Source organism: Streptomyces sp. NPDC030165 (genome assembly GCF_055573595.1).
The window spans coordinates 118,790-132,999 of record NZ_JBVIBD010000020.1; the positions used below are offsets into that span (position 1 = coordinate 118,790).

At 76.5% G+C, this 14,210-nt stretch carries 2 protein-coding genes; both read right to left on the reverse strand.

Annotated features, from left to right (window positions below):
• Positions 1-25: 25 nt before the first annotated feature.
• Complete coding sequence (locus ACZ4Z1_RS31555) at positions 26-4,702, reverse strand: amino acid adenylation domain-containing protein (protein ID WP_468490068.1); 4,677 nt, start codon at positions 4,700-4,702, stop codon at positions 26-28.
• A complete protein-coding gene (locus ACZ4Z1_RS31560; RefSeq protein WP_468490069.1) occupies positions 4,699-14,115 on the reverse strand; it encodes an amino acid adenylation domain-containing protein in 9,417 nt (3,138 codons plus the stop codon). Before ACZ4Z1_RS31560 ends, ACZ4Z1_RS31555 begins: the two co-directional genes overlap by 4 nt.
• Positions 14,116-14,210 lie beyond the last annotated feature (95 nt).

Sequence of the window (14,210 nt, forward strand, 5' to 3'; positions counted from 1 at the left end):
CGAGGTGCGGCCGGCGGCTCGCGGGCTACGGGGCGCCGTCCGCGAAACCGGCTTCGAACTCCTCGACCTCGTCCTGGCCGAGGTCCAGCAGGGGGAAGTCGGAGGCGGTGTGCCCGCCGGCGGCCGGGTCGCCGGTGTGCGCCGCCAGGCCCTCCAGCAGGTCCAGCCAGCGCCGGCCCAGCCGCTCGGCGGCCTCGTCCGGCCACAGTCCGGCGGGCCCGCCGAGCATGAGGGTCAGTTCCGGCCCGTCCGGGGTGTCCTGGACGTACGCCCCCGCTTCCAGGGCGTGCGGGGCGGGCGTGCGGGGGTCGGCCGCACTGCCGACCACCGAGGTGCCGGCCGGCTGCCAGGCGTCCCCCGGCGCTCCGGCCCGGCCCGCACCCGCGAACCTGCCCAGGTAATTGAACCCGATGTGGGCGCCCGGCAGGGTGTCCAATTCCGGTCCGGTGTACGGGTTCAGGTGGCGCAGCAGGCCGTGGCCGAGGCCGTCGCCCGGCACTGCCCGCGCCTGCTCCTTGACGCGTTTGAGCAGCTCGCCGGCGGCCGGGCCGCCCTGCGGCGCCTCGTCCAGGCCGATGCCCGACACGTCCAGGCGTACCGGGTGGACGCTGGTGAACCAGCCCACCGTCCGGGACAGGTCCGCCCCGTCGACCGGTTCGCGCCCGTGCCCCTCGATGTCCACGACGAGCGCGGCCTCCGGCCGGTCGTGGGCCACCGCGCCCGCCAGCGTCGCGAGGAGCACTTCGTGCACGCCGCAGTGGAAGACTCCGGGGGCTTTGCCGACGAGCGTGGCCGCCGTCGCCCCCGCCATCGTCCAGGTGTGCCGCACCATCGCGGCCAGAGTGTCTTCGGCCGGGTCGAGTGCCCGCCCGCCCAGCGGCGGCGCGATGCCGTCGAACAGGGCGGTCCACGCGGGCAGTTCGGCGGTCCGGCGCTCTTCGGTGGCCTGTGCGGCCAGGGCGCCCGCCCACTGCCGGAAGGAGGTCGCGACGGGGTCGAGTTCCGGGGCCCGCCCGTCCGCCACCGCTTCGCAGGCGGCCCGCAGGTCCGGGAGCAGGATGCGCCAGGACACACCGTCCGTCACCAAGTGGTGCACCACCAGTGCCAGCCGGCCGGGCTCGGTGGGCCCGGCGTCCAGCCACACGGCCCGCAGCAGTACGCCCGCCGCGGTGTCCAGCCGCCCGGTCGCCGCCCGGGCCGCGCGGTCGGCGATGTCGTCCAGGTCCCCGGCCGGTGCGTCCGCCGCGTCGATACGGGTGAGCAGCGCGGCCGCGTCGACCGTGCCGCGTCCCGGCACCACCAGGCGCGGTCCGCCCTCGCCGTGCACCACGCGGGCCCGCAGCATGTCGTGTGTGTCCAGTACGGCGGCCAGCCCGCCGGTGAGCACGTCCGGCCGCAGGCCCGCGGGGGTCGTGACGACCATCCACTGCGCGAAGTCGCCGCTCAGCGCGTACTCCCCGAGCGCCGCCATGGCCGGCGTCCAGGCCACCTCGCCCACGCCCGCGTCCGGGGCCGCGCGGACCTCGTCGGCGAGCCGGGCGACGGCGGCCAGCCCGCCCGGCGTCTCCTGCTCGAACACGTCCTGGGCGCTGAACAGCACCCCTTCGCGGCGGGCCCGGGTGGCGAGCTGCATCGACATGATCGAGTCGCCGCCCAGTGCGAAGAAGCCGTCCTCCGCGCCGACCCGTTCGAGGCCCAGCAGCTCGGCGAAGAGGCCGCACAGGATGTCCTCCGCCGCCGTGCGCGGTGCGCGTCCGGCCGTCTTCCCGGCGAATTCGGGGGCGGGCAGGGCCTTGCGGTCCACCTTGCCGTTGGCTGTGACCGGCAGGGCGTCCAGGACGAGGACGGCGGCGGGCACCATGTGGTCCGGCAGGGTGCGGGCAAGGTGCTCGCGCAGGGCCTGGCCGTCCGGCGCCGGAGCACCCGCCACGTCCGCCACGACGTAGCCGACCAGCCGCCGTTCGCCGGGACGGTCCTCGCGGGCGACGACGGCGGACTGGGCGACTCCCGGCGCAGCGGCGAGCGCGGCCTCCACCTCGCCCGGTTCGATCCGGTAGCCGCGGACCTTGACCTGCGCGTCGGCGCGCCCGGCGAAGACCAGTTCGCCGTCGTGCGTCCAGCGCGCGCGGTCGCCCGTACGGTACATCCTCCCCCGGCCTTCGGCCGGGGGGACCCCCATGCCGGGCGGGAACGGGCAGGCGACGAACCGCTCGGCCGTCGCACCGGCACGGTCGAGGTAGCCGCGCGCCAGGCCCGCGCCGGCCAGGTACAGCTCACCGTCCACGCCCGGCGGCACGGGCTGGAGGAATGCGTCGAGCACGTACGCCTGCCGGTTGGCCAGCGGGCGGCCGATCGGCAGCACGTCCGGGGCGGGCCCGCCCGGCCGGAGCCGGTGCCAAGTGGCGCACAGCGTGGTCTCGGTCGGCCCGTACAGATGCCGTACGGACACCTCGGGGCACGCCTCGCGTACACGGGCGACGGACCCGGCCGGGACCACATCGCCGCCGGTCAGCACCTCACGCAGCCCCGCGAAGCACTCCGGGTCCTCCTGCGCGGCCACCCGGAAGGAACCGGCGGTCAGATGCACCGCCGTGACGCCCGCCGCCACCGCCTCCCGCACCCGCTGCGCGTCCACCACACCGGCCGCGGCCACGACGACCCGGGCGCCGGACACGAGTGGCACCCAGATCTCGAACAGGGACGCGTCGAAGGCGTGCGGGGCGTGCAGGAGGACCGCGTCGTCGGGGCCGAGCGACCAGCCGCGGTCCCCGGCCAGCGCCGCCACGCTGCCGTGCGGCACGCCCACCCCCTTCGGCACACCGGTGGAGCCGGAGGTGTACATCACGTACGCCAGGTCATCGGCGCCCGGGCGGGGTCGAGGCGCCTTGGCCGGGGCCTCCGCCACCGCCGCCCGTACCTTCGGGTCGTCCAGCACGACCACCTGCCCGGCCACGTCCGCCGGAACCGCCGCCCGCGTCGCCTCGGTGCAGAGCACGGCCGACGGTCCCGAGTCCGCCAGCAGGAACGCCACCCGCTCCGGCGGATATCCGGCGTCCACCGGCACGTACGCGGCTCCCGCCTTCCACACCGCCAGCAGCGACGTGACCAGATCGGCGGACCGTTCCGTCACCACCGCGACCCGGTCACCACGCCGCACCCCCAGACCGCTCAAGTACGCAGCGAGACGATCCGAACCCGTGTCCAACTCGCCATATTGAGCACTTTGACACCCGTCCGTCACGGCCACGGCGTCCGGCGCGGACGCCACCCGCGCCGCGAACAGCTCCGGCACCGTGGCGGCCACCGGCTCCGCCGCCGTGGCGTTCCACTCCGCCACGGCCCGGCGCCGCTCCGCCGCGTCCAGGACACCGACGCGCCCCACCGGAACCGCCGGGTCCGCCACCATCTGCTCCAGCACCCGCACCAGCCGCCCGGTCAGCGCACGGGCCGGCCCGGCGGCGACCAGGTCGGGCCGGTAGGAGACCTCCACCTCCAGCCGGTCGCCGGGGAGGATGCCGAGGGTCAGCGGGTAGTGGGTGGCCTGGCGCAGGCCCAGTGTGGTGAAGGAGAGCGTGCCGGGCGCGGCCGATTCGGCGGCCGGGCGGGGGTAGTTCTCGTACACCACCAGCGTGTCGAAGCCCGCTTCCGGGCCGGCGTGCTTCTGGATGTCGGCGAGGCCCAGGTGCTGGTGCGGCAGCAGCGCGGACTGGCGGGCCTGTACGTCCTTGAGCATCTCCACCACGGGCTGCCCCGCGTCGAGGCGTACGCGCACCGGCACCGTGTTGATGAAGAGGCCGACCATCGACTCGACGCCGGGGAGTTCCGGCGGGCGGCCGGCCACGGTCGTGCCGTAGACCACGTCGTCGCGTCCGGACAGCCGGGCCAGGAGCATCGCCCAGGCGCCCTGGACGACGGTGTTGACGGTCAGGCCGTGCCGCCGGGCCAGGCCGGTCAGGGCCCGGGTCAGGGACGCGGGCAGGTCGGCCTTGGTCCGGTCGGGCAGCACCGGGGTACGGGCCGGGTCGGGGGGGGCGACGAGTGTCGGCTCGCCGTCCCCGGCCAGTTCGGCGCGCCACGCGGCCCGTGCGGCCTCCTTGTCCTGCCGGCCCAGCCACGCGAGGTGGTCGCGGTACGAGGCGGCGCGCCGCAGCACCGTGGCGTCGCCGCCCGCCGCGTAGACCGTGGTCGCCTCGTCGAAGAGGATCGGCATCGACCAGCCGTCGAGCAGGATGTGATGGGCCGTCAGTACCATGCAGTGCCGGTCCGCGCCGAGGCGGACGAGCAGTACCCGCAGCAGCGGCGCCACCCCGAGGTCGAAGCGCTCCGCGCACGCGCCGGCGGCCAGCCGGCCGACTTCGGCGAGCGCGTCGGCCTCGGGCAGACCGGACAGGTCGGCCTCACGCCAGGGCAGGGCCGCCTCCCGGGAGACCAGCTGGACCGCCTCGCCCGACTTGCGGCGGTGGAAGCTGGCGCGCAGCGCCGCGTGCCGGCCGAGCAGCGCCTGCCAGGACGCGCGCCAGCGGGCCGCGTCCAGCGGGCCGTCGATCGTCAAGGTGCGCTGGATGACGTAGACGTCCGGCCCTTCGCCGCCGAACCCGGCGTGGAAGAGCATCCCTTCCTGCAACGGGGACAGCGGCCACACCTCGGCCAGCGCCGAGCCCTTGCCGGGTGCCGGTCCCGTGGCGGGTGGTGAGGTCTTCACAGCGACAGTCCCCCTTCGAGCCGTGCCGCGATCGCTTCGAACTCCTCGACCTCGTCCTGGCCGAGGTCCAGGAGCGGGAAGTCGGAGGGCGTGTGGCCGCCCGCCTCGGGCGCGGCCGTGTGGGCGGCCAGGCCGCCGAGCAGGTCCTGCCAGCGGCGGCCCAGACGGGCGACGGCCGCATCGTCGAGGACGCCGGCCGGCCCGCCGAGCGTGAGCGTCAGTTCGGGCCCTTCGGGGGTGTCGCGGATGACCGCGCCTGCCTCCAGGGCGTGCGGTGCGGGCATGTCCGGGTCGTCGGAGCCGCCCAGCGCGGTGCCGCCCGCCGCTTCCCAGGGCCCTGCGGTGCCCTCGGGGGCGCCCGCGGGGAACCGGCCGAGGTAGTTGAAGCCGATCTGCGGGGCCGGGAGGGCGGCCAGTACGGGGGCGGTCTCGGGGTTCAGGTGGCGCAGCAGTCCGTGGCCGAGGCCGTCGCCGGGCACCGCGCGCGTCTGTTCCTTGACCGCCTTGAGCAGCGCTCCGGCCGCGGGCCCGCCCGCCACGACCTGGTCCAGGTCCACGCCGGACAGGTCGAGCCGTACGGGGTGCACGCTGGTGAACCAGCCCACCGTACGGGACAGGTCGGCGCCGGCGACCGGCTCCCGCCCGTGCCCCTCGATGTCCACGAGGACCCCGGCCGCCGAGTCCGCCTCCGGCCGTGTGCCGGCGACCGCTCCGGCCAGCGCCGCGAGCAGCACCTCGTGCACGCCGCAGTGGAAGACCGCTGGTGTCCGGCTCGCCAGGACCGCCGCCTGCTCCCGGGACATGTGCCACTCGCGGTGGCGCACGGTCGCCTGCGTGTCCGTGCCCGGGTCGAGGGCGCGGGTGCCGAGCACCGGCTCGGGTCCGTCGAGTACGGCGGTCCAGTGCGGCAGTTCCGCCACCCGCCACGGCTGCGTCGCCTGGTCGGCCAGCAGACCGGCCCACTGCCGGAAGGCCGTGCCGACCGGCTCGGGTTCCGGTGAGTGTCCGGACGCGACCGCTTCGCAGGCGGCCCGCAGGTCCGGGAGCAGGATGCGCCAGGACACACCGTCGACCGCGAGGTGGTGCACGACCAGGGCCAGCCGGCCGGTCCGGTGCGGTCCCGCGTCCAGCCAGACGGCCTGGACGAGGACGCCCGCGGCCGGGTCGAGCCGTCCGGCCGCTTCCCGGGCGGCCCGTTCCGCGAGGCCGTCGAGGCCGTTGTCCGGCACCCGGGCCGCGTCGACCCGGGTGACCAGCGCGTCGGCGTCCACCGAGCCCCGGCCGCCGACGGCCAGCACCGGCCCGCCGAGGCGCGGCACCACCCGGGCCCGCAGCATGGCGTGGGTGTCCAGGACGGCGGCCAGCCCGGCGGCCAGGACGTCCCGGCCGAGTCCGGCCGGTGCGCCCACGGTCATCCACTGCGCGAACCGGCCGCCGGTGATCCGCTCGCCGAGCAGCCGCATCACCGGCGTCCACGGCACCTCGCCGGTCCCCGCGCCCGCGGTGTCCGCGCGGGGCGCGGACGTGGCCGGCTCCGCCACCTCGGCCAGGCGCTCCGGGGTCTGTTCGTCGAAGACCTGACGGGAGGACAGGACCAGCCCGGCCCGGCGTGCCCGCGCCACCAGCTGGAGCGACATGATCGAGTCGCCGCCCAGTTCGAAGAAGCTGTCCTCGGCGCCGGCCCGCTCCACACCCAGCAGTTCGGCGAAGAGCGCGCACAGCACCGCCTCGGCCGGGGTGCGCGGCTGCCGCCCGGTGGCGTGCCCGGCGAAGTCGGGCGCGGGCAGCGCCGCGCGGTCCAGCTTGCCGTTCGGTGTCCTCGGCAGCTCGGCCAGGGCCACCACGGCCGCGGGGACCATGTAGTCCGGCAGGGTCGCGGCGACGTGACCGCGTACGGACCGTTCGTCCAGTCCCGGTCCGGCGGGTACCGCGTAACCGACCAGCCGGCGTTCGCCGGGGCGGTCCTCGCGGACCACGGCGACCGCGTCCGCCACCGCGGGGTGCGCGGCCAGCGCGGCCTCCACCTCGCCGAGTTCGACGCGGAAACCGCGCACCTTGACCTGGGCGTCCGCCCGGCCCGCGAAGACCAGGTCGCCGTCGGCGGTCCACCGCACCAGGTCCCCGGTGCGGTACATCCGCTCGCCCGGCGCGAACGGGTTCGCCACGAACCGTGCCGCGCTCAGCTCCGCGCGCCCCAGGTAGCCGCGCGCCAGGTTGACCCCGGCCACGTACAGCTCGCCGAGCACGCCCGGCGGCACCGGCTGGAGGAAGGCGTCCAGGACGTACGCCCGGGAGTTGGTGACCGGGCGGCCGATCCCGGGGGCGCTGTCGCCGTCGCCGTCCAGCGGCGCGGTCACGGTGGAGGTGACCGTCGCCTCGGTGACGCCGTACTCGTTGAACAGCTCCCGCCCGGCCGACCATCGGCGGCGTACCTCGTCGGTCATCGGCTCGCCGCCGGTGACCAGGACCCGCAGCCGCGACAGGCCGTCGGACGGCAGCTGGGGCAGGAAGGCTGCGGGCAGCACCACGTGGGTCGCCTTCTTCTCGCGCAGCAGGTCGGCCAGGTCCTCGCCGAAGGACTCCTGCCCGGCCGGGGCCAGGACGAGCCGTCCGCCCGCGCACAGCACCGGCCAGATGTCCCCCATGGACACGTCGAAGCTGGGCGAGACGCGCTGGACGACACGGCTGTCCGCGCCGATGCGGTAGCGCTCGACGCGGTCCGCGACGAGGTTGGCCAGCCCCCGGTGCGGGACCAGGACGCCCTTGGGCACGCCGGTCGAACCGGAGGTGTAGATGACGTACGCCGCGTGGTCCACGTGCAGCGGCGCCGACCGCTCGGTGTCGGACAGCGAGCCGCCCGCGAGACGGGCCACCGCCGCGGCCACCGTGGGGTCGTCCAGGACGACCGTGCTGCCGTACGCGGCGGCCGGGACCGCGGCCCGGGTGCCCGTCGTGCACACCACGACCGCCGGTTCGGCGTCCCGCAGGACGAACGCGACGCGCTCGGCCGGGTATGCGGGGTCCACCGGTACGTACACCCCGCCCGCCATCGCCACCGCCAGCACGGCGGTGATCATCTCCACCGACCGCTCGACGACGACCGCCACCCGGCACTCCGGCCCCACGCCGTGCCCGGCCAGGTGCCGGGCCAGCTGCCCGGCCTCGTGCTCCAGCTCGGCGTAGGTCAGCGCCCGCCGGCCGTCCTGCACCGCGACGGCGCCCGGTGTCCGCCCGGCCTGGGCGCGGAACAGGTCGGGCATCGTCGCGGCGGTCACCGGCGCGTCCGTACGGTTGAAGTCCGCGACGACCAGCGCGTGTTCGTCCCGGTCCAGGACGCCGACCCGCCCCACCGGCACCGAGCAGTCGTCCATCAGCTGTCCGAAGACCCGCACCAGCCGCCCGACCAGCTTGTCGGCGAGGTCCGCCGCGACCTGGCCGCGGCGGTGGGCCACATGCACCCGGAGCCGCTCGCCCGGGATGACGCCCAGGGTCAGCGGGTAGTGCGTGGCCTCGCGGGTGCCCAGGACGGCGAAGGTGAGCGCGTCCGGGGAGCCGGGCGCGGCGACCGCGCGCGGGTAGTTCTCGTGCACGACGAGCGTGTCGAAGACGGCGCCGGGACCGGCCAGGCGCTGGATCTCCGGCAGGCCCAGGTGCTGGTGGGCCACCAGTGCGGACTGGCGCTCCTGGAGGTCGCGCAGCAGCCCGAGCACCGGCTGCGCGGCGTCGAGACGTACCCGTACCGGCACGGTGTTGATGAGCAGGCCGACCATGGACTCCATGCCGGGCAGCTCCGGCGGGCGGCCCGCGACGGTGGCGCCGAACACCACGTCCGTACGGCCTGCCAGGCGGGCCAGCACCAGGGCCCAGGCGCCTTGCAGCAGCGTGTTGACCGTCAGGCCATGGCGGCGCGCCAGCTCCGTCAGGCCCCGGGTGGTCTCCTCGGGGATGTCGGTGACGACGTGGCCGGCGTCCACCGGGCCACGGTCCGCCGCGCCCGGGGCGACGAGCGTCGGCTCGTCGGTGCCGGTGAACTCGGCGGCCCAGGCGTCCCGTGCGGCGTCCTGGTCCTGGCGGGCGCGCCAGGCGAGGTAGTCGCCGTAGGACGGGGCCGGGGCGAGGGCCGAGGTGCCGCCGCCCGCCGCGTAGACCTCGGCCAGCTCGGACAGCAGGACCGGCATGGACCAGCCGTCCATCAGGATGTGGTGGCTGATGACGACGAGCCGGTGCCGGTCCGCCCCGAGCCGGATCAGCAGCAGCCGCAGCAGCGGCGCCGCCGCCGTGTCGAACCGGCGCTCCTGCTCCCGGGTGGCCAGTTCCTCGATGCCGGACAGGGCGTCGGCCTCCGACAGGCCGGACAGGTCGATCTCCCGCCAGGGCAGACGCACGTCACGGGCCACGACCTGGACGGCCTCGCCCGACGCGCGCCGGTGGAAGCTCGCGCGGAGCGCGGCGTGCCGGGCCAGCAGCGCCTCCCACGAGGCGCGCAGGCGGGAGGCGTCCAGCGGCCCGGTCAGCTCCAGCATCCACTGGGTCTCGTAGACGTCCGGGCCCTCCTCCTCGAAGGAGGACTGGAACAGCAGCCCTTCCTGGAGGGACGACAGCGGCCAGATGTCCGCCGGCCGCGGCACGGCGGCCTCTAGTTCCGCGACGCCGTCCTGGGTGAGGGCGAGCAGCGGGAAGTCGGAGGGGGTGTGGCCGCCCGCTCCCGGCCGGGCGGCGTGGGCGGCCAGGCCGCCCAGCATCTCCACCCACCGGCGGCCGAGCCGCTGCGCGGCGGCGTCGGTCCGTCCGTATCCGTCCCGGTGCTGCCAGGTGAGTGTGAGTGTCAGGGTCGGCCCGTCGGTGGTGTCGCCGATGGCCGCGCCGGCTTCCAGGGCGTACGGGGAAGGCCCGCCGCGACCGGTCGCGGCCGCTCCGGCCGACAGGTGCGGGCCGCCCTGGCCCGGGCGCCCCGAGCAGCTGAACGCGATCCGGGGCGCGGGGAGGGCGGCGGGCGCGGGGCCCGTCTCCGGGTCGCGGTGCCGCGGCAGGCCGTGCCCGAAGCCGCCCCCGGGGGCCGAACGTACCTGTTCCTTGACCGACTTCAGCAGCGTCCCGGCCGCCGGGCCGCCCGCGAGGACCTCGCTCAGGGCGGTGCCGGACAGATCCAGCCGTACGACGTGCACCCCGGTGAACCGGCCCACCGTACGGGACAGGTCGAGTTCGTTCGGGCCCTGGCGACGGCCGTCCGTCTCGATGTCCAGCAGGACACCTGCCGGGAGAGCCGTCCAGGCACCGTCCCGGCCGTCCTCGCGCCCGTACGCGACGGCGGCGGCCAGCGCGGTCAGCAGCACGTCGTCGGCGGTGCAGTGGAACGCGGCGGGCGCCCGGTCCACCAGCACTGCCGCTTGCTGCGGCGGCACCGTCCAGACCATGCGGCGCGCCGTTCCGGCGGGGTCCGCGTCCGCCTGCGTACTCGCCGGTCCGAAGCCGTCCGGGAGGGCTCCGGCCCCGGCGTCACCGTCCGGTACGGCGCGCCGGCCGTCCGGTTCCGCGGTCCGGTGCTCCTGCTTCGCCTGTACGGCCAGCAGGTCCGCCCAGCGCCTGAACGAGGTGCCCACCGGGCCGAGCGCGGGCGTGCGGCCCGCGGCCACGGCCTCGCACGCGGCCGCGAAGTCCGGCACCAGGATGCGCCAGGACGCCGCGTCCGCCACCGCGTGGTGCACCGCGAGCACCAGGCGGCCACGCTGCGCGGTGCCCGCGTCGAGCCACACCGCCTGGAGGTTCGCGCCGGCCGGCGGGTCGAGCCGCGCCACCGCTTCGCGGGCCGCCCTTTCGGCGGCGTGAGCGAGGTCGGGCGCGGCCACGGGCTCCCGGGTGACCAGGGCCGCCGCGTCCACCGTGCCGCGGCCGGGCACCACCAGGCGCGGCCCGTCGTCATCGGACGGCGTCCGTGCGCGCAGCACGGCGTGGGTGTCCAGGAGGGCGGCGACAGCGGTCGTCAGCGTGTCCGTGCGCAGGCCGTCCGGGGCCGCCAGCACCGCCCAGCGCGCGAAGGAGCCGCCCCGCTCGCGGCCCGTCGGTATCCAGGGGATTTCGCCGGTCTCCGTGTCCGTACCCGGCCGTTCGTCCGGCGGGCAGGACGCGACCCGGGCCAGCCGTTCCGGGGTCCGCTCGTCGAAGACCTGCGACGTGGTCAGCACCAGCCCGGCGCGGCGGGCCCGTGAGGCGAGCTGCACCGCCATGATCGAGTCGCCGCCCAGCTCGAAGAAGCTGTCCTCCGGCCCCACCCGCCCGAGGCCGAGCACCTGCGCGAACAGCGCGCACAGGGCCTCCTCGGCGGGTCCGCGCGGCTCCCGCGCCGATCCGCTCCCGGTGAAGTCGGGGGCGGGCAGTGCCTGGTGGTCCACCTTGCCGTTCACGGTCAGCGGCAGCCCGTCCAGCGGTACGAACGCCGACGGCACCATGTACTCCGGCAGCCGGCCGCCGACGAACTCGCGCAGCGCGGCGAGCAGCGCGCCGGTGTCCCGGCCCGCCGCAGCGCTCCCGCCGGACTCGCCGGTGAGCAGGGCTTCCGGGGCGCTGCCCGCGCCCGCCGCGGCCCGTTCACCGCCCGGCTCGTCGCGGAACGGCTCGTCGCGGAACGGCTGCCCGTCGCGCGGCGGTTTCCCCTCCCGCGGTCCGCCGTCGGGCGCCGGCCCGCCGGAAGCCGGCTCCGGCGTCTGTGCCACGACGTACGCGACCAGGCGGCGTTCGCCCGGCCGGTCCTCGCGGGCCACCACCACCGCCTCGCCGACCGCCGGGTGGGCCGCCAGCGCCGCTTCGATCTCCCCCGGCTCGATACGGAACCCCCGCACCTTGACCTGCGCATCCGCCCGCCCGACGAAGACCAGTTCGCCGTCGTCGGTCCAGCGGACCATGTCGCCGGTGCGGTACATCCGCTCACCGGGGACGAAGGGACTGGCGGTGAACCGCTCCGCCGTCAGCCCGGGGCGGGCGAGGTAGCCGCGCGCCAGGCCGGTCCCGGCGATGCACAGTTCGCCCGTCACCCCCGGCGGTACGGGCTGGAGGAACGCGTCCAGCACGTACACCTGGCGGTTGTCCAGCGGGCGGCCGACCGGCAGCACGGACGGCACCGGGTCGCCGGGCCGCAGCCGGTGCCAGGTGGCGCACAGGGCGGCCTCGGTCGGCCCGTACAGATGCCGTACGGCCACCTCGGGGCACGCCTGCCGCACCCGCGCCACGGCCGCGGGCGGTACCACGTCACCGCCGGTCAGCACCTCGCGCAGCCCGGCGAAGCACTCCGGCGACTCCTCCGCCACCACCCGGAACGACCCCGCCGTCAGATGTACCGCCGTGACCCCCGCCGCCACGGCCGCACGGATCCGCGGCCCGTCCACCACGCCCTGCCCGTCCACCACGACCCGCGCTCCGGAGACCAGCGGCACCCACACCTCGAACAGCGAGGCGTCGAAGGCGTGCGGCGCGTGCATCAGCACCGCGTCGTCCGCGCCCACGGACCAGTCCCGCTGTCCGACGAGCCCGGCGACGCTGCCGTGCGGCATCGACACGCCCTTCGGCACCCCGGTCGAGCCGGAGGTGTACATCACGTACGCCAGGTCCTCGGGCCCCACCCGGACCGCCGTGCCCGGCGCCGGGCACGCGGCCACGGCCGCCCGTACCCGCGGGTCGTCCAGGACCACCAGGCCGCCGGACGCGCCCGGCGGCACCGCGGCCCGGGTGCTCGCGGTGCACAGCACGGCCGCCGGCGCGGAGTCGGCCAGCATGACCGCCACCCGTTCCGCCGGGTACGCCGCGTCCACCGGTACGTACGCCGCGCCCGCCTTCCAGGCCCCGAGCAGTGCCACCAGCAGTCCGGCCGACCGCTCCATCAGCACGGCGACCCGGCTGCCGCGCGTCACGCCCCGGCTCGTCAGGTACGCGGCCAGGCGGCCCGCTTCCGCGTCCAGTTCCGCGTAGGTCAGCGAGCGTTCGCCGTCGGACACCGCGACGGCGCCGGGCCGTCGCGCCGCCTGGCGGGCGACCAGCTCCGGCACCGAGCTGCCCGGCCGCTCGGCGCCGGTGGCGTTCCACCCCTCCACGACCAGTCCGTGCTCCGGCGCGCCCAGCACGCCGAACCGGCCGACGCGCGCCTCGGGTTCGGCCGCCGCCTGTTCCAGGAGCCGGACGAAGGCCCGGTGGCCGGCCCCGGCCCACTCCTGGTCGTACAGCGCGGGGTCGGCTTCGAGGACGACGCTCGTCCCGGCGTCGTCCGGCAGCTCGCGCACCACCACGGAGAACGCCGCGACGGGCCCGCCCGGCAGATCGTGGAGCACACCCCGGACCCCGCCGAACCGCAGGCCCGTGCCGCTCGCCGGGACGGCGACCGAGGGCCCGAAGTCGCGGCGGCCGCCCGGGCGTCCGAGTTCGGCGTGCAGGCGCTCGCCGCGGTACCGCCGGTGCGCCAGCAGCCCGTCGATCTCCCGCTGTGCCACGCGGGCCAGCCCGGACAGGCTGTCGCCGGGCGACGCGGGCAGCCGCAGCGGCAGCACGTTGGCCGTCGCGCAGGGCGTCCGCCGGGCCGCGGGGCCCGTACGGCCGTCGACCGGGAAGCTCAGCAGCGCCTCGTCCGCCCCCGTCGTGCGGCACACGAAGGTGGCGACCGCGGCGACGACGAGGGCTCCCCTGCTCACTCCCGTACGGTCCGCTGCCGTCCGCAGCGCTTCCCGGCCCGCGGCCGACAGGAGGCCGTACGCGCGGGGGCGGGCGTCGCGGGCGGCCGACCGGTGGCCCGGCACGGTGGCCGGCTCCGGGCGGTCCGCGAAGTGCTCGTGCCAGTACCGGCGGTCGGCCTCGTGGTCCGGCGACTCCCGGTACGCGGACTCCTGCTCCCACAGCTCCCGCAGCGGGACGTGCCCGGGACCGCGGTACGGCTCACCGCGCAGGATCGCGCTGTACAGGGCGGCGACGCGGCGGGCCAGCAGGGTGCTCCCGAAGTGGTCGACAAGCAGCTGGTGGTGGCGCTGGTACCAGACGTACCGGTCGGGGGCCAGCTTGAACAGGATGTGCGCGCCGAGGTCCCCCTCGGTGGGGTCGGCCGGGTGCCGGCCGTCCGCGCGCATCAGCGCCTGCGCCGCTTCCCACGGGGCGTCCTCGGCGGTGAGGTCGACGTGCCGCAGCGCGGTCTCCTCCCCGGCCGCCCCGATCACCTGTGCCGGGACACCGCCGTCCTGCGTGAACCGCAGACGCAGTGCCTCCGTCTCGGCGACGGCCTGCCGCAGCGCCCGCCGGAAGATGCCCGTGTCGAGCGGGCCCGGTACATCGGCGTACTGCCTGATGTCGTACTGCCGGGGCGGGTTCTCCGCGCGCTGGGCCAGCCACGTCCCCTCCTGGCAGTCGGTCAGGGGCGCAGTGAACTGTGCCTGGCCTTCCATGTCTCCCCCTTCGACGGACAACCCGTTGCTCGCTTCTGCCTGCTGCGCCACCGCGGCGGTCGCCCGTCGCGGTGGCGCGTCGTTCCCCGTGTACG